The sequence below is a fragment of the Psychromonas sp. B3M02 genome, from assembly GCF_003318165.1.
Classification (GTDB): domain Bacteria; phylum Pseudomonadota; class Gammaproteobacteria; order Enterobacterales; family Psychromonadaceae; genus Psychromonas.
The window spans coordinates 52829-78151 of sequence record NZ_QOCB01000010.1 but is presented as its reverse complement, the minus strand read 5'-3'; the positions used below and the strand labels follow the sequence as shown (position 1 = coordinate 78151).

Annotated in this window: 19 protein-coding genes; 15 read left to right on the top strand and 4 right to left on the bottom strand. The window is 36.5% G+C overall.

Annotated elements, in window-relative coordinates; all coding sequences use genetic code 11:
* Positions 1-47 precede the first annotated feature (47 nt).
* Positions 48-1073, bottom strand: a complete 1026-nt coding sequence (locus tag DS885_RS01300) for a hypothetical protein (protein WP_113817598.1) — start codon at positions 1071-1073, stop codon at positions 48-50.
* Between the two features lie 157 nt (positions 1074-1230).
* Between DS885_RS01300 and DS885_RS01295 the strand changes: the two genes are divergently transcribed.
* From DS885_RS01295 to DS885_RS01270, 6 genes are all read left to right on the top strand, one after another.
* Positions 1231-2028 carry a WecB/TagA/CpsF family glycosyltransferase gene (locus DS885_RS01295; RefSeq protein ID WP_258546816.1) on the top strand — a complete coding sequence of 266 codons (798 nt, stop codon included), beginning with the start codon at positions 1231-1233 and terminating at the stop codon, positions 2026-2028.
* Between the two features lie 9 nt (positions 2029-2037).
* The gene (locus DS885_RS01290) at positions 2038-3021 is read left to right on the top strand and encodes a hypothetical protein (RefSeq protein WP_113817597.1); all 984 of its coding nucleotides are present in this window, start codon (positions 2038-2040) and stop codon (positions 3019-3021) included.
* 5 nt (positions 3022-3026) lie between these two features.
* A complete protein-coding gene (locus DS885_RS01285) occupies positions 3027-4580 on the top strand; it encodes a lipopolysaccharide biosynthesis protein (RefSeq protein ID WP_113817596.1) in 1554 nt (517 codons plus the stop codon).
* Positions 4577-5803 (top strand): hypothetical protein, encoded by a 1227-nt coding sequence (locus DS885_RS01280; RefSeq protein WP_113817595.1) that lies wholly within the window; start codon positions 4577-4579, stop codon positions 5801-5803. The genes DS885_RS01285 and DS885_RS01280 overlap by 4 nt, the downstream gene beginning before the upstream one ends.
* Positions 5804-5805: 2 nt before the next feature.
* Positions 5806-7038, top strand: coding sequence for a glycosyltransferase (locus tag DS885_RS01275; RefSeq protein ID WP_113817594.1), 1233 nt, complete (start codon positions 5806-5808; stop codon positions 7036-7038).
* A 114-nt stretch (positions 7039-7152) separates the two neighbouring features.
* Entirely contained in the window at positions 7153-8475 is a 1323-nt protein-coding gene (locus tag DS885_RS01270; protein WP_258546815.1) for an O-antigen ligase family protein, read from the top strand.
* Between the two features lie 111 nt (positions 8476-8586).
* Here DS885_RS01270 and DS885_RS01265 read toward each other — a convergent pair whose 3' ends face one another.
* Positions 8587-10254, bottom strand: a complete 1668-nt coding sequence (locus DS885_RS01265) for a hypothetical protein (RefSeq protein ID WP_113817592.1) — start codon at positions 10252-10254, stop codon at positions 8587-8589.
* Between the two features lie 422 nt (positions 10255-10676).
* Between DS885_RS01265 and DS885_RS01260 the strand changes: the two genes are divergently transcribed.
* The 7 genes from DS885_RS01260 (at position 10677) to DS885_RS01230 (ending at position 20140) form a co-directional block, all read left to right on the top strand.
* Positions 10677-11828, top strand: a complete 1152-nt coding sequence (locus DS885_RS01260) for a glycosyltransferase family 4 protein (protein ID WP_113817591.1) — start codon at positions 10677-10679, stop codon at positions 11826-11828.
* Between the two features lie 79 nt (positions 11829-11907).
* On the top strand, positions 11908-13185 hold the full coding sequence (tviB, locus tag DS885_RS01255; protein ID WP_113817590.1) for a Vi polysaccharide biosynthesis UDP-N-acetylglucosamine C-6 dehydrogenase TviB: 1278 nt from the start codon (positions 11908-11910) through the stop codon (positions 13183-13185).
* Positions 13186-13250: 65 nt separating this feature from the next.
* Positions 13251-14279: a polysaccharide deacetylase family protein gene (locus DS885_RS01250; RefSeq protein ID WP_258546814.1), complete on the top strand. Its 1029-nt coding sequence runs from the start codon at positions 13251-13253 to the stop codon at positions 14277-14279.
* A gap of 46 nt (positions 14280-14325) precedes the next feature.
* Positions 14326-15447, top strand: coding sequence for a glycosyltransferase family 4 protein (locus DS885_RS01245; RefSeq protein WP_113817589.1), 1122 nt, complete (start codon positions 14326-14328; stop codon positions 15445-15447).
* Positions 15448-15457: 10 nt separating this feature from the next.
* Complete coding sequence (locus tag DS885_RS01240) at positions 15458-16591, top strand: glycosyltransferase family 4 protein (RefSeq protein ID WP_258546813.1); 1134 nt, start codon at positions 15458-15460, stop codon at positions 16589-16591.
* 39 nt (positions 16592-16630) lie between these two features.
* Entirely contained in the window at positions 16631-18118 is a 1488-nt protein-coding gene (locus DS885_RS01235; RefSeq protein WP_113817588.1) for an exosortase C-terminal domain/associated protein EpsI, read from the top strand.
* Positions 18119-18136: 18 nt separating this feature from the next.
* Positions 18137-20140 (top strand): alginate lyase family protein, encoded by a 2004-nt coding sequence (locus tag DS885_RS01230; protein WP_113817587.1) that lies wholly within the window; start codon positions 18137-18139, stop codon positions 20138-20140.
* 18 nt (positions 20141-20158) lie between these two features.
* Here the strand turns inward: DS885_RS01230 and DS885_RS01225 are convergent, their stop codons facing one another.
* Positions 20159-21283 (bottom strand): GNAT family N-acetyltransferase, encoded by a 1125-nt coding sequence (locus tag DS885_RS01225; protein WP_181817671.1) that lies wholly within the window; start codon positions 21281-21283, stop codon positions 20159-20161.
* Positions 21284-21534: 251 nt separating this feature from the next.
* On the opposite strand from DS885_RS01225, the gene DS885_RS01220 reads away from it, so the two are divergent.
* Together DS885_RS01220 and tyrA are read left to right on the top strand one after the other, a co-directional pair.
* Positions 21535-22602 carry a 3-deoxy-7-phosphoheptulonate synthase gene (locus DS885_RS01220; RefSeq protein ID WP_113817585.1) on the top strand — a complete coding sequence of 356 codons (1068 nt, stop codon included), beginning with the start codon at positions 21535-21537 and terminating at the stop codon, positions 22600-22602.
* 10 nt (positions 22603-22612) lie between these two features.
* Positions 22613-23740 (top strand): bifunctional chorismate mutase/prephenate dehydrogenase, encoded by a 1128-nt coding sequence (tyrA, locus tag DS885_RS01215; protein ID WP_113817584.1) that lies wholly within the window; start codon positions 22613-22615, stop codon positions 23738-23740.
* Between the two features lie 995 nt (positions 23741-24735).
* Here tyrA and hpf read toward each other — a convergent pair.
* Positions 24736-25146 carry a ribosome hibernation-promoting factor, HPF/YfiA family gene (gene hpf / locus DS885_RS01210; protein WP_113817583.1) on the bottom strand — a complete coding sequence of 137 codons (411 nt, stop codon included), beginning with the start codon at positions 25144-25146 and terminating at the stop codon, positions 24736-24738.
* Between the last annotated feature and the right edge of the window lie 177 nt (positions 25147-25323).

The following is a 25323-nucleotide window of genomic DNA, read 5'->3' as shown; positions in this document are numbered from 1 at the left end:
TTGAATGATCGAGCACTGGGTTAACGGGGCAGAGTTTTAAAAGTAATTTAAATATTGCTAGCCATGCTAGGCATAAGGTGTCTAAAATTTTGGAAGGTTTTACATTGTAGTTGGGGATGATTATTTAAAAATTGATCCAACTTAGTTAAGGAGTAGGGGGCAAGACTTTTAGGGTGCCCCATAATATTAAAGATAGCATTCGGTTGCTGTTTATTATGAGCGCGCAATGCACTTTCTAACTGGCCAGCTTTAGCACCATCTATCATCACTGGACCAAAGGTCGCTTTTGTTAATCTGTCGATATAATATTGTTTATTGGCGACCATGGCTTGTCCATTACCAAAGCTTTTAAACTGTTTGCTTGATAGCTTCTTATGGAAAGCTAATTTCCAAAAGAACCAAGGAGAGGTTCTGAAGGCACTAATCGGGATTTCTAAAAATTGCCCTTTAGGATCTGGTTGTAAAGGGTCTGTAGAGAAAGTCCAATAAGCCTGTTGTGGCATATCAGTAAAATCAAAATAGCGGGTAGGGTCAGATGAGTAACCTTGATTAAATAAGGTACTATCTAACCAGATACCATTACTTGCTAAAGCTTTAGCTAACCTATCAAAGGGTTGTAAGCACCAACCTCCAGCACGATATGCAAATATTGGCTGTAAAGTGCAAGATGTTAATTCTGCTTTATATGTACGTACAATCTGATCAATTTCAAGGTCTGAAAAATCGTGTAAGCGATAGCGTCGAGTTTCTATATTCCAACCGTTTTTATCGTAGGTGCTGTCTACCCAATGAGGATGAATATGCAGCTGTATATCATGACCTGCTTTAGATAGGCTTAATAGTTGCTGTTTAATATCATTATATTGTTGTTGCAATTCAGGGTAGTTTTTTGCGTACTCTTTTAACTTAACTAAGAAACCAGCATCAACAAAAAGACAAACTCGACTATTATACTTATTTAAAACAGTCAATAATTGATTAGTTGGTGTGATCATACAGTCTTCTACTGAGCCGGTATTTTTACCAAAAAAAAGTTCATAATCTAGGCTGATTAAATAATCTGTTTTTGTCATTTTCATGTCCTTGAAAGTGCAGTAAATACCTATTAAGGCTAGCTTTTTAATGTTTTATGTGAAAAATAATACATTAAAAATATAGGAAGATTTACAACACAAAAAACTACTGTTATGTTAATTGGCTAAGCCATCATATACGCTAAGGAGAGGCTAAGTGAACGCAGACAAGTCCCCTTCAAAAGACCCTTTCACACGCTATCAAGTACAACAACCTACCATAACTATGTTTGGTATTAATATACATCCCATGGGAATGTCTCAGGCATTAGATGTTGTTCATGAATGTATCACTTCTAAACAATCTTTACACGTCGGTATGTTGAATGCCGCTAAGGTTGTGAATATGAAACGAAATCCGGCACTAGGCGAAGATGTACTCTCGTCCAATTTAATCTTAGCTGATGGAAGTGCCGTGGTACTTGCCAGTAAAATCCTTAATAAAAAGCTGCCTGAGCGGGTCGCAGGTATCGATCTGATGCATGGTATTTTAGAAAGAGGTAATACTGCTGGTTATCGTGTATTTTGCCTTGGTGCAACTGAAGAGGTTTCTGAAGAGATTGAGCGACAAATTAATCAGCATTATCCAGGTGTTGTGATCGCTGGACGACAAAATGGTTACTTTTCTGATGAACAGCAGCAACAAGTTGCTGAAAAAATTGCCGAAGCTAAAGCAGATGTGCTTTTTGTCGCGATTACCTCTCCTAAAAAAGAGCAATTTATGGCCAAGTGGGGAGAGGTGATGAAAGTCCCTGTTGTACATGGCGTGGGTGGTTCATTTGATGTGTTTGCAGGTAAAGTCAAACGCGCTCCATTGATATGGCAGAAAATGGGGATGGAGTGGTTGTATCGTGTGTTACAAGAGCCAGGGCGTTTATGGAAACGTTATTTAGTGACCAACACTCTGTTTATTTTAATGCTACTTAAAGAGCTTATTAAGCCAGCTAAATCATGAAGATAATAGATGACGAATAAAAAACAACAATTGATTTATCTGGCTGCGGCCAGTCATTCAGGCTCTACAATGACAGCAATGCTGTTAGGTGCACATCCTGATTTATGTAGTGTAGGTGAATTAAAAGCGGTTAATTTAGGCGAAAAAGAGAGTTATTTATGCTCTTGTAAAACGCTAGTAAGCGAATGTGGATTTTGGCAAGGTGTCACTCAAAAAATGGCTGATAAAGGCCATGATTTTTGTATTTCTGAGGCAGGAACAGATATTAAAACCGATGCAACACCCTATGTATTGCGTTTATTAAAACCTTTGGTACGCTCTCCTTTGATGGAATTTGTCCGTGATACTTTACTTTGCTGCTCTCCAGTTTGGCGTAAAAATCTACCTTTATTACAAAAACGTAATGCTGATTATGCTCGTTCAATCGCCGAACAAGCAGGTGTTGATATCGTCGTTGATTCTTCAAAAATTGGTATTCGATTGAAGTATTTATTAAAGAACCCTGACTTAGACGTTAAAGTGATTTGGGTTGTACGCGATGGCAGAGGTGTTTCTTTAGCTTATAAAAACCCGTCAGAATTTGCCGATGCAAAAAATCCAACACTACGTGGAGGGGGGGCAGGAAAAACACAAGAGCAAGGTAGAGGGATTGAGGTTGGTGCATATGAATGGGTACGGTGTAATCAAGAGACTGAAGCGGTGTTAGCAACCATGCCTAAAAAGAACTGGATACAAGTGCATTACGAGGATATATGTAATAACACAGAGCAAACCTTGGATACCTTATTTAATTTTATTGGCGTAGACCCTGCTAAAAAACGCTTAGATTTTAAAACGGTTGAACATCACGTAGTAGGGAATGGCATGCGCTTAGATGATTCTGAAGTGATTCAGTTAGATGATCGTTGGAAAACTTTATTGAGTGAAGAGGAATTGCAAACCTATTATCAAGTCACTGGTGATTACCATAGCCGTCTTGGTTATTTGGAATAAATCGAATGACAGATAAAGTGGAACCACAAAAAGCTGATTTAACTGGGCAGGATCGTTTTGCATGGAACTTAATGGTGAGTTGGGCTAGTCAGCTTGTATTGATCTTTTCTGGTTTTATTATGCCACGTTTGGTGGATGATAAGGTAGGGCAAGCGGCTTTGGGTATATGGGACTTTGGTTGGTCTTTTGTTAGTTATTTAAGTTTAGTTGGTTTGGGAATGGGGGCTTGTTTTAATCGTTATGTTGCAAAACATAGAGGTGCAGGTGAATTAACTTTACTTAATTATGTTGCCAATTCAGCTTTATTTGTACAGTTAATCTTTGCTGCTGTGGCGATGTTGGCTACCGTTTTATTTTACCTATTACTGCCGCCTTATTTTGGCGAAACCCTTGCTGAGAATACGCATACGGCTCAGTTAGTCATTCTTTTTTTAGGGGCTGGGGTTGCTTTTCAAATGGCTTCTGGTTCGGCAAGTGGATTATTAACTGGGTATCATCGTTGGGATATACATAATGCCTTACATGCCGGTGATAGTGTGCTATCAATTATTTTAATGGTTTTAGCGCTTTACCTTACTGAATTAAGTGTTGCAGGGATGGCCATTGGTTATCTAATATCAACAGTCATTTTCCAATCTCTTAGATTTGTATTTGTTAACAAAGTTTGTAAAGAGTTTAAGTTTAATTTAAAGATGGCAAACTGGAAAACAACTAAAATGTTGTTGAAATTCGGCATTAAAAGCATGTTATCTAATATCCCTCCTATCATTTTGTTACAAACGATTAGTGTGATGTTGGTGAGTTCTATTGGTCCTGCTGCACTTGCTATATTTGCTCGTCCTATGGCGTTAACTAAGCAAATTAAAACATTCATGACGAAGTTTACTCTGATGCTAACTCCTACAACAGGATCTATGCAGGGGGCTGGAGATGCGCAAGCAATTCAAGCACTATTTATTAATACTACTAAACTAAGTTTTGCTTTTGCTCTACCTACTCTAGGCTTGTTGTTTATCTATGGCGATGTTGTTTTACATTATTGGATGGGAGCTGAATATGCACTATGGCCATTAGTGATGATCTTAGCAATTGGGCAGCTACTTCCAATGGGGCAAGATACCTCTATTCGAATATTAATGGGCATGAATCAACATGGCCGTATCTCACTTTTTGCTTTTGTTACGATTTTTGTATTATTTGGGATAGGACTTTTATTTACGGGCCTTGAGCAATGGGAACTAACCACGGCTGCTCTATTATTTGTTATTCCAATGAATATTGTTTATGGCATTATTGTACCTATTTATGCATGTAACGAGCTTAAGCTTTCTTTAAAAACCTATATTTTCAATAGTTTACTTAAGCCATTTCTTTATATTATTCCTTTTTATACCCTGCTTTCTTTATCGCGCAATGAATATAATCAAGGTGAGTGGTTAAATGCGTGGTTGTTTTTTGGTTGTGCAGGTATTGTTACCTTAACGATTTACTTCTATTACTTAGTACCAATACAGCTACGAAAGAAATGTTTATCTCGATTTAAGTTGCAATCACCATGAAGAAAAAAAATACGGTTAGCCTAAGAAAGTACCCATATCCTTACCAAGCAATGCTTGCGATTTGTAGTGATCTAGATGAAACGCCTAACAAAGACATTTATTTTGAAACGGCAAAGTACCTAAATACAACTGAACAAACGTCTTTAGGAAAAGGGGTTGGTTTAGAGGTTGGAAATACTGTCTATTTTGATATGCCTAGCCATAATTTTTCTTATACCAATACAGATGACGATGGAAGAGATAAAATTCATCGTTTGATTGAGTCTGGTCATATTGACTGTTTACATTCATTTGGTGATTTTGTTGATGACAGATCATCAATTGAAAAGTATTGGAATATCATTCAATCAGGAAAGCGAAAAATTGAAGTGTGGGTCGACCACGCACAAGCGCCAACCAATTTAGATAACGATATTATGCAAGGTCATGGCGCTGAACAAGGCGCTACAGCTTACCACTGTGACTTGACAGTACAATCTGGTGGTTTGCCCTTCATTTGGAAAGGCAGGGTGACCAGTTGCGTTGCACAAAATACAAAACGCAGTTATCAAAGTATATTTAATAAACAGTATATTAAAGCATCGTTAAAAACTATTACGTTAGAGTTTGTTAAAGGTTGGCTTGCTCGGCTTGGAAATCAAAAATATGCGATGCATAAAGCGAATAAAGTTCTACGTAAAACAACATTGATAGATGGCACTAAAGTTAATGAGTTTATGCGTTGTAATCCTGCATGGGGTGGCGTTTCTTGCTTCGATCAAGCACGTGGTATACATCATGTGTTAACAAAAAAAATGTTAGATACATTAGTAGAAAAAGAAGGTTGCAGCGTCCTCTATAGTCACCTGGGCAAAGTACACTCTATTGAGGAACCTTTTACAAAGGAAACAAGAAAAGCCTTTGAGTTGTTAGCAGACTATCAAAATGGTAAAAAAATATTAACGACTACTACCCGCCGTTTATTAGGCTATAACCGAACAGTTGAAGAGTTAGATTTCTCTGTTAAATACATAGGCGAGGAAACCCACATCTATCTTAATACAGATTATAGCTGGGAAGATCTTAATGGGCTGACTTGGTATGTTGATGACCCTGAACTAACTCGACTCTATATTAATGGGGTAGAACACAACCGAATAGTGATTAATAATAAGAATGCTATGGAGCAAGCCAGTATTTCAATTGAGTGGGAACGACTAGTGTTTCCTAAAATGGACAATTAAAAATGGTTGATAAGAAAGTTAATGTTTTTCAACACGTTTATCGATGGGTGTTAAGGCTAATACTTATTTTGCATTATGTGTTATTAAAGCTATTCAAATTAATACCTTATAAATCTAAAAAAACTAAGCAACTCACTATATTAGCAACGGGCACTTTTTATTCTGACCATTGGTTAATCACGCATTTACGTCCTATGGCTAATGCTGAGGCGTGTAAGCATTTAAGCATGGTAGCATCTACTTCAGTACCCAATATAGATAAGGTTTCTGGTCTATATGCACCCAAATGGTTAAGTTCATTATTTGGAAAAGTAGGTGCGCGATTATTATACTTTACATGGATCGCTATCACTAAGCGACCTGACGTATTAGTGGGTTTCCATCTTTTATTAAATGGTTTATTTGTGGTTGTTTTAGCAAAACTGATTGGCGCTAAATCAGTCTATATTTGTGGTGGTGGACCTAGAGAGGTCATTGGAGGGGGAGTTAACACAGAAAATAGAATTTTTAACAAAATTGGACAATCAGATGACTTTATAGAAAAAATATTAGTTAAGTCAGTAAACGAGATGGATCTTGTTGTATCCATGGGAACATCAGCGATTCGTTATTTTAAAAATAAAGGTGTCTCGACAAATTTTGAAATTGTACCCGGCGGTTTTGATAATTCTGTATTTTATCCTAAGCCTGAAGTAAAAAAGCAATACGATTTAATTCTAATAGGCCGTTTGTCTGAAGTAAAAAGAGTGGACCGATTTTTGGAATCGATACAGCTTGCCAAAAAGGAATTCCCTGAATTAAATGCAGTTATAGTTGGAGATGGGCCGGATAAAGATAAATTGCAAAAAATGGCAGCCGATTTAGGTATTGCTGATGATGTGGATTTTGCTGGATGGCAAAATAATGTTGAATATTGGTTGCAACAATCCCGTTGTTTTGTATTAACTTCTGATTCAGAGGGGTTATCTCAAGCTCTTATACAAGCGATGATGTGTGGACTTCCTGCTATTAATTCAAATGTAGGTGATTTGGGGGATTTAATTGAAGAGGGAAGGAATGGCTACCTTGTTGATCCTCTGACTAGCGAAAGCTTTGCTATGAAATATAAAGAGATATTTGATTCGGAGGACTGTTTAGCTGAATTTTCTAAGGCTGCTTTACTCAGTAGTGAAAAATTCACCGTCTCTCAAGTGGAGCAACATTGGCAGAAAATATATGCTGTTTTGTTTAAATAAGAAATAAAGTTACTCACTATGATTCGAATTACATTACTCACCTTACTCATTGCCTATTTAAGCGTCTATGCTTGGAAGGACTGGTTTCGTGGGGCCTGTTGGTTGGTGCTACTTATGTCTATTTTTCAGCACCCTGATATGCCGAAAGCTATTGGAGGAGTACCTGGATTAAATCACTGGAACTTTTTATTTCTAAATGTCGTTTTGTCTTGGCTTTCTAATAGAAGAAAGCAAAAGCTACTTTGGGAAATGCCTCGTAAAATTAATTTTTTATTATTTGTATATGCATTTTTTATTGTACTTAGTGTTATCCGATACCTATCAGATCGCAGTGGTGTCCTTGAATGGTATGATGTTATTAATGCCTCTCCACCCGGAGTGGTCTCTAGTATCAACGAATACTTGATTAATTGTTTTAAGTGGGTAATGCCGAGCATGATTATTTTTGATGGTTGTCGTAATCGAAAACAATATAATTTTGCATTGGGTTCTTTGGCTTTGATGTTTATTTTCTTAGCCTTTCAAGTCGTTAAAGCAATGAAGTTAGGTTCATTGACTTTAGGTGGGGATGCGCTACAACATAAAGCACTAAAGATTATTTCGGATAGTGTTGGCTTTCATAGAGTTAATATCTCGATGATGATGAGTGGTGCTTTTTGGTTAGTCTTTTGTTTAAAAGAATTAGTGAGCAGGAAGCATTACTGGCTGTTTGTTTTACCTAGTTGTTTTATGATATTCCTTGCGATGGCAATGACTGGAGGTAGAACAGGTTATGGGACTTGGGCTCTTTTAGGTTTTGTTTATTGTCTCTTTAAATGGCGTAAGTATATTATTTTAGTCCCTTTGATATACGTAGCAGTGGTTGCTTTTGCACCATCTTCAGTTGAGCGTTTGAGTTTTGGCTTCACTCCTGATGAAAATATGCAAACTCAAGAAACGAATTTCGAAGAAGATGGAGTTAATCTGTATGAAGTTACTTCTGGCCGTAATTTAGCTTGGCCATTAGTATGGGATTCCATTATTGAGGCCCCATACTTTGGTTATGGTAGAGATGCTATGGTAAACATAGGGCTTACGCTGAAAATGAGGCAGTTATATGGAGAATCTGATAGCTTTCCTCATCCTCATAACTCGTATTTACAATGGATTCAAGATAATGGCTTTATAGCGGCTTTCCCAGTATTTTTATTATATTTACTGTTCTTGAAATACTCTTGGAGTTTATTCCGTGATAAATCAAACCCTTTGTATGTAGTTACAGGAGGTGCTTCCTTTGCATTAATAGGGGCATTTTTAATTGCTTCTATAGGGAGTCAAACGTTCTACCCTAGAGAAGGAGCTGTTGGTATGTGGGTAGGAATTGCTTTGCTATTAAGGGTTTATGTTGAACGGAATAAAAAAAGAGAGGGTAAAAAGAGTTTACTTTTGGATGAATAAAACTTGAAGTGCTTACTATAGGTTCCACTGGTTGAGATGATGAGATCGAACTTAAGTGCAGGTTAAACAAGATTTATAGTTCTTTAACCTGCTTTGTATTTTTCTAATCAACTAATTTGTTATATCGATGCTTAAGATTTCAGGGGCATCAGGTAAATTATATAAAGATGAATCTGATTGCCCTCCTGTAGAGCTCTCATAAGCTCCAATATCCCAAATAGTTGCATCTGTTCTTACATAGCCTAGTATGTCTGAAGTGATTGATTCTCCATAAAGGTTTTCGTATATTGCATAAGAACTAGCTTTACTGCCTCTATCTATAGCTGCTGAACTTGAAGATAAGCTATAACTTTTATCATCTAAAAAGCTCGGATCAGTATCAAGGCAACTACCCCCGTTATCATTACATTTTCCTGCAGAAACTAATGAAGTTAAATCAGTGTATGTTTTCCCATCAATATGAAGTCTCATGGGGTTATAGAAAAGGTTGTTTTCAATATCAGAGTTATCGACAGTGGTATCATCTCCTTTTAGCATTATCGCATATTGGCTATTTCCTGTATAAGCGCCATCGTGTAGATTTGCTATGATATTACTCTTTATATCAGCTTCATATCCAGAAACTGCTTCATAGGCGATGCCTCTAACTGCATCTGTAATAGTATTGTTACTAATGTAAATATTACCGGTATTGTAAGCTGTAATGCCTACACCAGTTTGATAACTAGATATATCACTATGTGTTTCGCTAGCACTTTCTTTCATGCCATGGATATTATTACCCGTAATATGAACATCAAAAGCACCAGTTGATTTTATACCCGTTATACATTCAGATATATCATTGTTAATGAACCAAATCCTACTAGGGTCATAATGAACGACCATACACTCACCTGGGGAAGATGAAGATGTTTCAATATCATAACAAGTATTACTACTAATGATTACATCATCAGCTTGTTTTATGTCTACACAGTTCTCTCTTTCGCTATAGCTTGTGTTACCCCCATAATAAAAATGATGAGCATCTACACCCCCATGAGAGTATTGAACTCCATCTCCACCATTATGGTGAGTGGTATTATATAAGTGCCATACATTATTAATATAGCTTCCAGTTTGTAAAGCATGTCGATCATTTTCTGTTTCAGATTCCGAATCACCCATATATGAGATGGTATTGTTATAGGCAATAAAACCTTCAAACTGTAAACCACTGCTACCTTTTGCAGCAATGCCTGTTGTGCCATTTGCTAATGAGCCTGTGCCCGTAATAATAGTGTTACGTACCATTATATGGTCCGTTTGCAGGTCACGATAAGGTCGAGCAGAAATCCCTTTATCCCCACTGATATTTAAATTGTCTACATATAGGTAAGTTCCATATAATACCAGAGACATTTTTATTGAGTTGCCTTCTGCACCAACTACCCAAACAGGCTCAGACTCAGTTCCTTCCGATTTAAGATAAATTGTACTAGTGTATTCATATGGCCCACCATGTATCTCAACATACGAACCAGCCGCCATTGAAGAAGGGAATCGACACCTAGGCTCACTTTCAGAACCATAAGTGACTTTAGTTGAGCAGCTCGCATCTGAAGCATCAATATAGTACATATCAGTTATTTCAGATGTCCAATCTGAAGGGGGAGTGGGGGCTGATACATCAGGCGATATCCAAGCTTCAGGTATACCAAGAGGATATTCAAAAGCAAAGCTTATTGCTGGAAATGTTAATAGATAACATGATATATATTTTGATAGACTGTTCATCTTTGCTCCATGCGTAAATACTCTTATAGATTGTTTTTTAAATAAGTTTAATTGTGCTTAAAATGATTATAGAAGTAATTTGAATAAATCATAGTTTTCCAAATAAAAAGCAAAGTATTGTTGCTCTATTTTAAGTCATTAGTTAATAAATTTTATTTTAAATTAAAGCTTAATTACGATTAAGTGTATGTATTATATGCAACATATACTTTTAGATGATTGAAATACCTTATTTGCTTTTAATTTATATATTTATAGGTATTTTTTGTTTCTCTAAACATATTAAAATTAGCTCACCTAGCATTGTTGCAGCTAATAGTTATTTTTTCATAATCACACAATATTTAATTTTTTATAATTTATATATTTTCTTGTGATATAAAATCGTTAAATGATACTCTTTTATTAATAGGTAGGGCATTTTGAATAATGTTATAAATATTGTCCATTACTGGGGAGGTTTTCCTATTACTCCTACTTCTAAATGGTTGAGAACGCTAAAGCTAATTGAAAAATGTAATGCTAATGGGATGAATAATTGGCTGGTTTTATCTAAGAAACCGGAAGACGTTCATTTGATTGAACCGATGATTGAAGCTGGTTGTACAATTGTTTATTTACCAAGGTCAAAAAAAAGTTTTGATCTTGGATGCATTTACCGAACGTTTATATTTTTAAAAAAAATAAAGTGCGATATTTTTCATTGTCATAATGATCATACGAGTCCAATTGTCGGAGCATTCCTTGCTAATGTAAGAGTGAAAATCTGGTCTAAATTATCAATGTCAGCTGCTTATGAGAAAAATGTAAAACTGACAGGTATTCGTAAGGTTATGCCGAGTACAAGAGTTACCTGCTGGTGTGCAGATAAAGTGTTTGCAATAAGTGATGCTGTTAAGAAAGAGGTCTCTGAGCAAATCGGTTTTGAAAATAAAATTAAGGTAATCCATGCGCCTGTACCTGTTGAAAAATACTTATCAGCAACAGGTGTTGGTATACGTGAAGAGTTTAAATTTAAAGATAGTGACCTTGTGCTAGTTTCTGTTGGGCACTTTGCAGAAGTAAAAGGTTGGGATATAAGTGTTCAAGCTTTTGTGGAAGTACGTAAAAAAATACCACAGGCAAAGCTATTACTTGTTGGGAAAACAACATCTCAATCCTTTTATAATAAAATAGTCACCTTAATCAAAGTTAATGATTTGCAAGGTAGTGTTGTTTTCGCTGGTAATAGAAGTGATATTCCAAATATTTTAAAGGCTAGCGATATATTTATTTTTCCATCTAGGTCAGAAGGGGCTGGAGCTGCATTAATAGAAGCAATGGCTGCAGGAATTCCTTGTATTGGAACAAATACAGGAGGAATTCCAGGTATTATAGAAGATGGAGTGAATGGTTTTCTGTTCGAGCGTGAGAATGTCAGCGACTTATCTAAGAAAATACTAGATTTAATTATAGACTCAGAATTAAAAATACAATTTTGTACTGCAGCAGAAGAAAAGTTAGTTAATTTTACAATAGAAAGTTATGTTGAAGGGATATTCAATCAATATCAAGCTTTGCTATTAAATCGCTAAATTTATTATTCCATATGTTTTTTACAAGGTTAATAAAAGTTATGTGTATAACTCATATTAACAGGAAGGAAATTAAAAAGTGCTTGATACGTCTACTACAAAAATTGCAATTATTGGACTTGGTTATGTTGGTTTACCACTTGCGGTTGAGTTTGGCAAAAAATTTAATACGCTAGGCTTTGATATTGATTCTGAAAGGGTAATTGCTTTATCTAAAGGGGTTGACTCAACATTAGAGTGTACTTCACAAGAATTAAGTGAATCCCCTCACTTAATTTATAGCTCATCACATACCGACTTAAAAAACGCTAATATTTATATTATCACGGTTCCTACTCCTGTAGATAAAGATAAACAACCTGATCTCTCTCCGTTAATAAGAGCTAGTGAAATGTTAGGAGAAGTAGTAAGTCGTGGAGACATTATTATTTATGAGTCGACCGTCTACCCGGGAGCGACTGAAGAAGATTGTATACCTGTCGTTGAAAGAGTATCTGGTTTAACTTTTAATAAAGATTTCTTTGCTGGATATAGCCCCGAGCGAATTAATCCTGGGGATAAGGAACATAGAGTCACTAATATTCTCAAAGTAACAGCTGGTTCAACACCTGAAGTTGCTGAAATTGTCGATGATCTTTATAAAACGATTATTACTGCAGGTACTCATAAAGCTAGCTCTATTAAAGTAGCGGAAGCTGCTAAGGTAATTGAAAACACGCAAAGAGATATCAATATTGCATTGATTAATGAGTTTTCTATTATTTTTAATAAGCTAGGTATTGATACATTAGATGTATTAGAAGCAGCAGGAACTAAATGGAATTTTCTTCCTTTTAGACCTGGTTTGGTAGGTGGGCATTGTATTGGTGTTGATCCATATTATTTGACGCATAAAGCTGAATCTGCAGGGTATTATCCAGATATGATACTTGCGGGGCGACGTATAAATGATGGTATGGGGGACTTTGTTGTTTCAAGACTTGTAAAAGAGATGCTAAAGAAAAGAATTCATATCAGAGATGCCAAAGTTTTATTAATGGGATTAACTTTTAAAGAAAATTGCCCTGATTTAAGAAATACTAAAGTGGTTGATATTATTAAAGGTTTAAAAGAATATGATATTACCCCTGATATCTATGACCCATGGTGTTCACCTGAGTCGGCATTCGAAGAATATAATATAACATTAACTGAAGGCCCCAAAAAAGGCAGATATGACGCCATTATTATTGCTGTTGCTCATGAGCAATTTAAAAAAATGGGGGCTGATGAAATTAGACAATTAGGTAAAAAAGAACATGTTCTTTATGATTTGAAGTATATTTTACCAAAAGAAAAGGTGGATATTAGGTTATAGAATATCTAAATCTAACGGTAAATTTTCATGGTGAGCTTTTATAGAAGTAAATATGATTTGATATTATGAAACTTAAAAACATTATAAAAATTAGTTTTATCAAAGCTCTATATTACTCAGGTTTTTTAAAGCTTCTTCACCACAAAAATCGTCATAAAATTTGTGTGTTAATGGTACATGGTGTCATGGGCCCTGATACCAAAACTGTTTGGTCTCCATTGCGTAAGCAACTTTCCGTTAAAGAATTTGACCGAACGCTAAAGATGCTTTCCCAGCATTATAATTTTATTACCGTACAGCAATCTATCGATATCTTAAGTGATAAAATTCCACCTATTGATAATGCTTTATTGATTACATTTGATGATGGTTACCGTAATAATATTGATTATGCGCTGCCTATTTGTGAAAAATACGATATTAAGCCAGTTATATTTGTTGTAACGAATCACGTTAATTCAGGGCTTCCTTTTTGGTTTGACCGTTTAGATTATGCTTTGCAGCAGAATATGGGGCAGGTTCTTTCTTTGACCCATAAAGATGATGTTTATACATTTGATGCAACAAGCCGCGATGCCTTGGTTGACAGTTATAAAAAGTTTCGGGATATTTGCAAGGGTAAATTTAGTGATGATATTGAGCTTAATTACTTATTCGATTCTTTATGTGACACCTTAGAAGAGCGTTCAGGATCTGCTTTAAAAGATATTTGTCATGAAGATGATTGGTCTGCGGTTGTTTCATGGGAAATTTTAAAAAAATTGACCTCTGATAATCGTATTGATGTTGCTAGTCATACTCAGGATCACTTACGCTTAGATTGTTTAATAGAAAGCAAAATATTATCACAGTTAAAGCAATCAAAAGTCTGTATTGAAAAGGAATTAGCAGTCAAATGTGATTATTTTTGTTATCCTAATGGCAATTATAATAAGCTTTCTAAGCAACTAGTCAAAGAAGTTGGTTATCAAGCTGCATTTTCAACGGATGTTGGATTATGTCAATCAAAGGATGATTTAATGACATTAAAACGCTTTAATTTTCCTGCACATAAAAAAATTCCTGAACTGTTATTCCTGCTTAATACGAAATAATGATTATCTCGTTTTATCTATTTTATTGTTAGGGTTGTAAATTATCATGCTAAATATTTGTCTCGTGTCTCATTTTGCTTATGGTGCTGTTACTGGTGGAAGTCAGGGGTCAATAGGCGGTGTAGAAAGACAAACGAGCTTGATGGCAAAGTGGTTAGTGGCAAAAGGTCACAAAGTATCTTTGTTAACTTGGGCAGAAGGCAGTGATCAAGATGAAGTCATAGACGGCATTCATGTTATTAAAATATGTCGTCAAAATGCAGGTTTAAAAGGACTTCGTTTTTTCCACCCTCGTTGGACGGGGTTAATTGCTGCCATGAAACGTGCTGATGCTGATGTTTATTATCAAAACTGTGGTGAATATATAACGGGTCAAGTTGCCCTATGGTGCAAGCAGAATAATAAAAAATTTTTATACTCTTTAGCTAATGATTCTGATGCAGATTATAATTTACCAGTAATGAATACCTATCGAGAAAGGATCTTGTATCGTTATGGTTTGAACAATGCAGATTATATTTTATCGCAAACTAAAAAACAGATGAACTCTCTAAAGTCGGGTTTTAAACTTAATTCTGAGATCATGCCTATGCCATGTCCAGGCCCTCGTCATGATGAATATGAACAAATTATATTAAACCAACAATCTCCCTCCATTTTATGGGCCGCTAGGATCCATGAAAGTAAGCGTTTAGAGTTATTCTTAGAGGTAGCAAAGAGCTTACCTGAATATGACTTTATTGTTGGAGGTAGCCCTCAACAAGAAGACGCTTATTTTAAAAGTGTTTTAAACACAATGAATAGTCTCGACAATGTAACCTATCTGGGGATGGTTGCTCGTGCAGACATGCCGAACTTATACCGCAGTGCAAGCGTATTTTGTTGTTCATCGGTTTATGAAGGGTTTCCTAATACCTTTTTAGAGGCATGGAGCCAAGGGCTGCCTATTGTTTCTACCTTTGACCCAGACCACTTGATCAGAGACCGTCAGCTAGGCTTTGATGCCGTCACAAAAGACGACTTAGTCTCGGGTATTAAAAAGCTCTGTTCGAATCCTGAGTTATGGCAACAATACTCTAACAATGCACGTGAATATTATGTAAAGAATCACTCTGTTGATCAAGTAATGGAACGTTTCGAAGCTATTTTCACTGAATTGTCAATGTAAGGTGGGAATAATGCCAATAAAATTAGCGTTTGTTACACAGTTTCCTATTGATATAGACAGGCCGCACGGTGGAGTTGAAGCCGTCAGTGTTAATTTAGTTCCTGCGTTGGCAGCTTATTCTGAATTTGAATTACATGTCATCACCTTGTGCCCTGATACTATAACCGAGTCTACTGAAAAGCTTGAAAGTACAACTATTCATCGAATTCCCAAACCTGCTGGAAGTGAGCTAATCAATGCATTAAAGAAAGGTAAGCAGTTAATCGAAGGTAAGGTTAAAGAAATATCCCCTGATTTAATTCATGCGCATGATACTTATGGCATTATGGTTAAAGATTTAAATATGCCTAAAGTATTTACGGTCCATGGGTTTATTTATGGTGATACGTTATTAGCGAACGGGAAGTTTAATGTATTGCGCTCTAAAATTTGGAAAATAATAGAAAAATCCAGTTGGCGTAAGCAACCCAATATAATTTCCATTAGCCCTTATGTGAGAGAACGATTAACCGGTGTCACCAAAGCACATATTTTTGATATAGATAATCCTATCTCTGAGCTGTTTTTTGATTTAACAAGAGAGCCTCGCAAGAATGTGATCTTTACTTCAGCGGTGATTTCACCTCGTAAAAACGTAATACAGCTAGTTAAAGCAGTTAAAATACTTGTTGATAGAGGTGTTGAGGTTGAATTAAGAATTGCTGGTGGTGTTGTTGATCAAGATTATGCAACGCAATTAATGGAATTTATTGCGTTAAATAACTTACAACAAAGAGTCATACTTTTAGGGCGAATCTCAACACAAGAGGTTCAGGCTGAATTATGTCAGGCAGCTATTTATGGCTTAGTTTCTTTGGAAGAAAACTCCCCTATGGGCATTGAAGAAGCGATGGCGGTAGGTGTGCCAGTAGTAACTTCAAATCGTTGCGGCATGCCATATATGGTCAAACATGGTGAAACAGGTTATCTAATTAACCCTTTTGATGAGTACAATATCGCGAACAAATGTGAGTTAATTTTAAATGATTCTAAACTGGCTAGGAAAATGCACCTTAAAGCTAAACAACTAGCGAGAGATCTCTACCATGTTGAAAAGGTAGCTGCACGCACGATTGCTGTATATAACGAAGTGCTAGCGCCGTGAACACAATTCAATTATACCAAGCTTTTGTAGGGGCTTATTTTGTTTAAAAAGATTTCAGTACAAAGCCTGTTTACTATCTCATTGATTATTCTATTTGCTGTAAACACACTTGTTTTACTCACTATCTTCGACGAATGGAACAGTGATGGACCCTATAGTCACGGCTTTTTAGGGATTATTGTCGTGGTGTATGTTTTTTATCTCCAGCGACATCGTTTACAAGCAACTAATTTATCCAAAGGGCATTACAGTCTGGCTTTAGCCTGTCTAGTGTTTAGTCTATTTGTTTTCTTAGTGGCATTATTATCCAGTATCCAACAATTACAGCAATTAGCTTTTTATAGCACTCTCGTTTCCTTGTTTTTTTGTTTTTATGGTTGGAAAATGTTGCGAGCTTTTTTCATCCCCTTATTGATGCTGTTATTGATAATGCCAGTTTGGAACATGCTGCAATTGCCTTTGCGTGAGCTGTCAACTCAAGCTGGAGTTTGGGGACCTGAGTTACTAGGCATTGCCGTAGACCGTGACCATTATAGATTATCGACAGCGGGTGGTATGTTCGATGTTGACCCAGCTTGTTCTGGTTTAGGCTTTTTTATGGTCGCGGCGTTACTGGCGTTTTGTGTAAGCTACTTTAATAAGTTGTCCACTAAAAGAACCCTAAATTTTTTAATTATTAGTTTAGCGATTGCTATTATTGCCAACTGGTTAAGGGTGATGATTATCATCGTAGTGGGCACATATACTGAGATGAATCATTTCATCGTACATGATCACCTCACCTTTGGATGGATTGTGTTTGCTGTTTGTTTAATTCCACTTATCTATATTGCCCGTACTTTTTTTGAAGAAAGACCTGAAGATGAGAGCCAAGAGCTTATTCAGCCTGAAACTAGTGATGAGTCTTCTTTGAATAAAAAACAGGCGTCTATTACTTTAATTGTTTTAATTACTTTTGTGGCAGCTTCTTACTGGATCCCGTCTCGATATGATGAAAATTATGCTTTTGTTGAACCAAGCTTAGATAATTATCAATTAGTCAGTCGTGATAAACCCTACAGCCCAAGCTGGAAACCTTATTCACAAGGCGCCACTCAAGAGCGATTCTCCTATTACATTGATAAGTCATTAGGTTTTCAGGTTTATCTAGCTGATTACTATAAACAAGAGCAAGCTAGCGAAATGATCTTTGTAGAAAATTACCTGTTTGATGAAGACTTTTGGACAGAAATAGCAGAGAAAAAATTAGCAGTGCCTGGCTCTTCAAGTTTGTCACAAGCGAACTTAGTGGTATTAAAAAGATCGGCACACAGGTACCGTTTGGTTGCATCTTGGTATGTCATTAATGAGACCGTCACTAGCGATAAAAAAATGGCTAAATTAGCGGAAGTTAAAGCGGCGTTAATAGGGAAACCTGGGGCTACTCTAGTCGCAGTTAGCTTTGACTTTGACGGTGAAAATCAAGCAATGGCTGAACAACAATTAAGTGAGTTTATTGACACTTATCTTAATTCAAATCAATCTTAATTTTAGGTAGAAAACCCAATGCAAACTGTTACTTGGTATATTAAACGCATTCAGATGATGAGCTTGAGTGAAATCACTTGGCGGATTATCTCATTATCTGCAGCTTGGGTTGAGCGTATAAGAGTGCAGTTTAATTGGGTGTCTAAAGCGGAGTTTGTTAAAGGTTATCAATCTGGCTCAGATTTTAACCCTGGTTTTACTGTGTTTACCGGTCAACTATCTGCTTATAATACTGAGTGGAAGGCGCCTTTATTAGCTAAAGCTGAGATGGTGATGGCAAATAAATTAAGTTATTTCGATTTACACAATAAGCACCTAGAAACCCCTATTAATTGGCATAAAGATCATAGTGCGAATATCTACGCAAATACTGGGCATATATTGGACGTTAATTATCGTGACTTTAAGGTCAATGGTGACTGTAAGCTAGTCTGGGAGCCCAATCGTCACCATCAAATGGTGGTATTAGCAAGAGCCTATCAAGTGACTGGTGACATTCAATATGCACAAGCTGCCGTTGCACAGATGACTCATTGGTTAGATCAAAACCCCTACGGTAAAGGCATGAATTGGCGCAGTCCTTTAGAGTTAGCGATTCGTTTAATTAACTGGGTATGGACCATTGATCTTATTAAAGAGAGTGGTTTATTTGTCGGAGACTTTAAAGCACGCCTACTAGAAAGTGTTTTTCTTCATTGTCGTGATGTGAGCAGTAAGTTTTCACAAGGAACTTCAGCGAATAACCATTTGGTGGGTGAAGCGGCGGGTGTTTACATTGCAGCTAGTTACTTTTCAATGTTAAGAGATGCCGCTACGTGGAAAGATACGAGCAAACAAATATTAGAAAGAGAAATGGTTGCGCAAACCTTTGATGATGGTTGTACTAAAGAGCATGCTTTTAGTTATCAGTTTTTTGTATTGCAATTTTATCTGGTTACAGGATTAACAGGTAAATGGAGTGATGATGATTTTTCTGATAGGTATTGGAAAACCTTAAAAAGTTTATCACAGTTCGTTGTTCGCATTGCTGAAGGCGGTGAGCATTACCCTATGTTAGGTGATCAAGATGATGGTTATGTGCTAGATCTTGGGGATCATGTACATGATATTAATGCACTTACAGATGTGATGGGGCATTTTTATGATGATCCACTTTTTGCCTCTCCTCAGATTAAAAGTAGTGAATCAAGTTTTTGGCTATTTAATAATAGGCAAGCAAAAATCAATCGAGGGGTGGTTGTTGACTCAGCTTTAAATTCCATTGCTTTTGAAGATGCTGGCTATTACCTATTACAAGCAGGTAAGGTTAGTGATAATAACCAGGCGAGTATCTTAATGGATGTCGCGGAGTTAGGTTATACGGCAATAGCCGCGCATGGTCATGCTGATGCTTTAAGTTGTGTTGTGCGTATTAATCAACATGATTTATTTGTGGATACAGGTACTTATGATTACTTTAGTTTCCCTGAATGGCGCAACCACTTTCGTAAAACACAAGCACATAATACGCTAGAAGTTGATGGACTTGATCAATCTGTAATGACGGGCCCATTTATGTGGGAGTCACATGCGCAGTCAACTTGTATTGAATGGTCACCCTCGAAAAGTGGTGGAAAAATAGTGGCTGCACATGATGGTTATCAACGCCTACCATCACCTGTTACCCATCAACGTGATATTGAATTAGATATTACGCAACAACAGATAGTGATCACTGACTATGTCAAAGCAACAGCGCAACATGATATTGCCATCTATTTTCATTTATCTGAAGCTTGTCAGGATATACGTCTTGATCAAGGAAGTTGTTATATAACTTTAGGGGATAATGAAGTCGTGATCAGCTTGCCAGAACAAGTTAAAGCTACATTGGTTCAAGGTGTTCCTAGTGACGATAAACAGACACCTTCATTAGGTTGGTTGAGTCGAGGCTACCACCAGAAAGTGCCAATTACTACTTTAGTACTTTCCGCTGATATTAATGGTAATAGTGAGTTTGTTACGAGTATTGCCTGGAAATAAACGGTGCCTTAAACTAAGTCATTTATTTAATCTAACTGGTTTAAGGTATTTTCCCGTTGGCCAAATAGTGAAAAAGTTAAAGAGTGTGTTTTTCAGCTTATTTGGCCAAATAAGTAGATGTTGCCCATTGCGTTGTTTAGCTAACCAGCGCCTTTTGTGGTTTGTATACTGACCCAAAAAGTCATAATCCGTTAAGCCTTCCTGAATACACCTTTGCATGACGTGATAACGTAATACTTGGCCTGTGCCTTTTTGGAAGTCTGGATTAAAACCTTCTTGTAAGGCAAAAAATTGCCCGCGATATACATAACCAATTTGTACTGCTTGGGTTTTATCGTCACATGTTAATTCAGCTAATCTTAACCAACCTTTATGTAATGCTTTTCTTGTAAAGTCTTGATAGAAGGTAGCCATTTCTGGGCGTCGCTGAAAGGATCCTTTAAGACCAGTACGTTGCCAGCGTAAGTTATGTAGTTCAAATAATTGCTGCAAACTTTTATTAAGTAATACAGGGTCTTCACAATAGCTTACTTGCCACTCTCCTAACTTCGATAAATAACCTTGAGTCTGCTTTATATTAGTACGTAAGCTTTTTGATAGTTCAGGTAGCAGGGACAGGGATAGTGATTTTAAGCTGGTATTAGCGAAATCAACCTCACGTGACGCTAAACGTAGTTCAGGAGTTTGTTGTAGTGATGTTATTAAGCTTTGACCACCAGTTGTCCAGCTGCTGACATTCGTGTACCAAATAAGATCCCAATGAGAGCTTGTTTGTTTTGCTAGTAGTGTCTGCCAAAGCTGTTGCTTTAAATTAACACTATCTTGTTTTCTAACAATAAAGTTGGAGTACTCAGAGCCGATCCCTTGATCCCCTGCAAATCGTAATACTTGATAGGTTAATGTCTTAAGGAGTTGGTAAGGCTGAATATAAAAAGGGGCAATCGCAATCGGTTTGTTATTTTCTTTTAATACAATAAACAATAATTTTGTGTCAGCAAAGCAGGTATCTTTCCAACTTTCCATCCACTCCCAGGTGAGAAATATATTATCTGCATCGGATTGCTCTAATAAGGGGTTCCAGTCAGTTTGTAATGTTTTTATTTCCGACCAGGAGGTCATTACATGAGAAGTGATAACTGACATAGTGTAGTACATACCTTATTTGAGTAAATATTGATAATAAACATACTGGTTAGAAGGAGCTTTTGGTGTCCCTATCTCGTTATTTAACACAGTTAGATAAGCAAGATTATATTTTATTGTAAAATAAAACAGGTAAATAGCGGCATTAATTTAATTTAATCCGCATTTATTTGAGCTCCGCGGTTTAATCACATGATCTATTATTTTGCTATGCTATTATATTTTCACTATTAATTGTCTATGAGAGCAAAATGACTACGCAAAAAAATGAAAATATCCACATCCAATCAGAAACTGTTTTAATTACACCTGCAGAGCTTAAAGCGTCTTTGCCCGCTTCTGATAGTGTGTATCAATTCATTAATGAATCTCGTCAAACTATTTCTAACATCGTTCATAAAACTGACCATCGCTTTTTAGTTATTTGTGGTCCATGTTCGATTCATAATATTGAAGCTGCAAAAGATTATGCAACACGTTTGAAAGAGTTACATGAACAATATAAAGATACCTTATATATTGTTATGCGCGTTTATTTTGAAAAACCACGTACAACAGTCGGTTGGAAAGGTCTGATTAACGACCCTCATATGGACGATTCATTTGATATTGAGACAGGTCTTAAAAAAGCACGTGAACTTCTGCTTTGGATTTCTGAGTTAGGTCTACCTATTGCGACTGAAGCATTAGACCCAATCAGTCCACAATACATTGGTGACTTATTCAGTTGGGCTGCGATTGGCGCACGTACCACTGAATCACAAACACACCGTGAAATGGCGAGTGGTTTATCAACACCAGTTGGTTTCAAAAATGGCACAGACGGTAGCTTATCAACGGCTGTAAATGCAATGCAATCAGCTTCATCTCCACATCGTTTCATGGGTATTAACCAAGCAGGTCAAAGTGCATTACTACAAACTGCTGGTAATAAAGACGGTCACGTTATTTTACGTGGTGGTGGCGGTAAACCAAACTATGATTCAATCAACGTTGCACTAGCAGAGCAAGCGTTAGCAAAAGCGAATATGGAAGAGATTCTAATCGTTGATTGTAGTCATGAAAACTCTAGTAAAAACCATGAATTACAACCATTGGTTGCTAAAGATGTATTCCAACAAGTTGTTGCGGGTAATAAGTCTATTATTGGTATTATGCTGGAAAGTAATATTAATGCTGGTAATCAGCCAACTAAACTACCAGTTGAAGATCTTAAGTACGGTGTATCAGTAACGGATGCTTGTATTGATTGGGCAACTACCTGTGAATTATTAGAGCAAGCGGCTGTATCATTAAAAGATACTGTCTTGAATAAATAAGAAGTAAATTATGCCTTTAAGTAAATTACGAGATCAAATTGATGCTGTTGACCAGCAAATCATTGATCTATTAGCTGAGCGTTTACGCTTAGTGGGTGAAGTAGGTGAGGTTAAAACTAAACATGGTTTACCTATTTATGCACCAGATCGTGAAGCTGCAATGTTAGCTAAACGTCGTGAAGAAGCTGAATCTAAAGGGGTTCCTGCGAACCTGATTGAAGATATCTTACGCCGTACCATGCGTGAGTCTTATGCAAGTGAAAACGAAACAGGCTTTAAAACAGTTAACCCAGCAATGAAGCGTATCGTGATCATTGGTGGTAACGGTTTATTAGGCCAACGTTTTGTTGAAATGTTTAAACTATCGGGTTACGAAGTAGATGTTTTAGGACGTGCTAACTGGGATCAAGCAGAAGCTATTTGTAGCAAAGCAGGTTTAGTGATTGTTGGTTCGCCGATTGATGTAACTACGGATGTGATTAAACAGCTTAATTTCCTCCCTAAAGATTGTATTTTAGCGGATATTACCAGTGTTAAAGACGAACCATTAACAGAGATGTTAGCGGTCCATGAAGGCCCTGTTGTTGGTCTTCATCCTATGTTCGGTCCTGATATCTCTAGTTTTGCAAAGCAAGTTATTGTGTACTGTGATGGACGCGGTGAAGAACACTACCAATGGTTAATTGAACAGATGAAGATCTGGGGGGCACATCTTTACCCTGTAGCGGCACCTACACATGATGAGTCGATGACGCTAATCCAAGCACTACGTCATTTCACTAGTTTCGTATATGGTGTTCATCTGCAAGAAGTAGATGCGGATCTAGAGCAATTATTAGATCTAAGTTCACCTATTTATCGCTTAGAGTTAGCAATGGTAGGGCGTTTATTTGCGCAGGAGCCAGCTTTATATGCTGATATTATCCTATCGCAAAAAAATAACTTAACCATGATCAAGCGATACCATAAACATTTCTCTGATGCGATCGAACTATTGGAAAATCAAAATCGAGATGAGTTTATTGAGCGTTTTAAATCAGTTACTAACTGGATGGGTGATTATTCATCATTATTCTTAGATGAAAGTCGTGTGATGTTACAGCAAGCACATGATAATCGTCATTATGAGAATAAGTAATATCAACGATATTACCGAAAGGAGGCAATAGCCTCCTTTTTTATTACCGAAAAACTAATCTAAGTAAAAATATGATCTAATTGATTGGTCTATTTCGGTATTATTGATGAAACTCACCAGTTAATTTTACAGATTGGCATAAGCGGCGATAGCCATTAAGCGAAGCTTAATATTAGGGGGCGTAGGCTTCAGCCTGCATGTTTATGTGTTGAATTTGATTTTGTTTTTGATTCATACCAATCAGAGTAAAAATATTATCTAATTGATTTACCTATTTCGGTATTATTGATGAAACATATAAAGCATGAAATGACTTTATCCCTATAAGAGTGAAAAGTATATGCTTTATGGATTGGATGAAACTCACCAGTTAATTTTATAGATTGGCATAAGCGGCGATAGCCATTAAGCGAAGCTTAATATTAGGGGCGCAGGCTTCAGCCTGCATGTTTATGTGTTGAATTTGATTTTGTTTTTGATTCATACCTATCATAGTAAAAATATGATCTAATTGATTTACCTATTTCGGTATTATTGATGAAACATATAAAGCATGAAATGACTTTCTTAGCCCCCTATAAGAGTGAAAAGTATATGCTTTATGGATTGGATGAAACTCACCAGTTAATTTTACAGATTGGCATAAGCGGCGATAGCCATTAAGCGAAGCTTAATATTAGGGGCGCTGGCTTCAGCCTGCATGTTTATGTGTTGAATTTAATTTTGTTTTTGATTTATACCAATCATAGTAAAAATATGATCTAATTGATTTACCTATTTCGGTATTATTGATGAAACATATAAAGCATGAAATGACTTTCTCAGCATCCCTATAAGAGTGAAAAGTATATGCTTTAGAGATTGGATGAAACTCACCAGTTAATTTTACAGATTGGTATAACTATTAAGAAAGTGAATCGAGCTTAAATGAGAGATCAAAAAAGGAGGCTGATAGCCTCCTTGGTGTTAATGACTCATTAATTTAAATGCAGTCTTTATGCAGCAAATTCTTTGTTCATTTTGATTTCAGCATCTGATTCAATTTCAACCTCTGGCTCTTCTATCGGCTCGCCTGAAATTTCACCGTTACGACATAACTCTTTACCGTTATTTTTCGCTCGGTTTGCTTCATCTTTATGAATGTGTTTGTTTAATTGACGCTCAATTTTTTGGAATAATTGCGTGATAGCAACATATAAGTCGTCATGCTCAGCATGAGCAAAAATTTTACCGTTTGGAACACCAATTGTGCCTTCAATTTTGACACCCTTAGGCTCTTTGGTGATGATGAAATGTGGTTTAATCAGTGAAACTTGTAGTTTCTGTAACTTTTCGAAGCGTTCCTCTACTTTTGCGCGCATTGTGTCTGTGATAGTCATTTGTTTGCTAGTAATTTCAATTCTCATTTAGGACACCTTTTAGTTATACACTTATTGTGTTCAGTAATAGATTAGGCTTTTCAATTTAATTTAAATGTGATGAAAGTCACATCTAGAAAGCCTTCTCGATAAACCAATTTATTCTTTGAACTAAGCATATTTTTTTGAAAAAAAATTGCAATTTTACTTGCTGAATTGTCGTAC

Bases quoted from the DNA above. Each gene is read 5' to 3' on its own strand.
- DS885_RS01300 (WP_113817598.1), bottom strand. From the start codon at position 1,073: ATGACAAAAACAGATTATTTAATCAGCCTAGATTATGAACTTTTTTTT.
- DS885_RS01290 (WP_113817597.1), top strand. From the start codon at position 2,038: ATGACGAATAAAAAACAACAATTGATTTATCTGGCTGCGGCCAGTCAT.
- DS885_RS01285 (WP_113817596.1), top strand. From the start codon at position 3,027: ATGACAGATAAAGTGGAACCACAAAAAGCTGATTTAACTGGGCAGGAT.
- DS885_RS01280 (WP_113817595.1), top strand. From the start codon at position 4,577: ATGAAGAAAAAAAATACGGTTAGCCTAAGAAAGTACCCATATCCTTAC.
- DS885_RS01275 (WP_113817594.1), top strand. From the start codon at position 5,806: ATGGTTGATAAGAAAGTTAATGTTTTTCAACACGTTTATCGATGGGTG.
- DS885_RS01270 (WP_258546815.1), top strand. From the start codon at position 7,153: ATGTCTATTTTTCAGCACCCTGATATGCCGAAAGCTATTGGAGGAGTA.
- DS885_RS01265 (WP_113817592.1), bottom strand. From the start codon at position 10,254: ATGAACAGTCTATCAAAATATATATCATGTTATCTATTAACATTTCCA.
- DS885_RS01250 (WP_258546814.1), top strand. From the start codon at position 13,251: ATGAAACTTAAAAACATTATAAAAATTAGTTTTATCAAAGCTCTATAT.
- DS885_RS01245 (WP_113817589.1), top strand. From the start codon at position 14,326: ATGCTAAATATTTGTCTCGTGTCTCATTTTGCTTATGGTGCTGTTACT.
- DS885_RS01240 (WP_258546813.1), top strand. From the start codon at position 15,458: ATGCCAATAAAATTAGCGTTTGTTACACAGTTTCCTATTGATATAGAC.
- DS885_RS01230 (WP_113817587.1), top strand. From the start codon at position 18,137: ATGCAAACTGTTACTTGGTATATTAAACGCATTCAGATGATGAGCTTG.
- DS885_RS01225 (WP_181817671.1), bottom strand. From the start codon at position 21,283: ATGTCAGTTATCACTTCTCATGTAATGACCTCCTGGTCGGAAATAAAA.
- DS885_RS01220 (WP_113817585.1), top strand. From the start codon at position 21,535: ATGACTACGCAAAAAAATGAAAATATCCACATCCAATCAGAAACTGTT.
- tyrA (WP_113817584.1), top strand. From the start codon at position 22,613: ATGCCTTTAAGTAAATTACGAGATCAAATTGATGCTGTTGACCAGCAA.
- hpf (WP_113817583.1), bottom strand. From the start codon at position 25,146: ATGAGAATTGAAATTACTAGCAAACAAATGACTATCACAGACACAATG.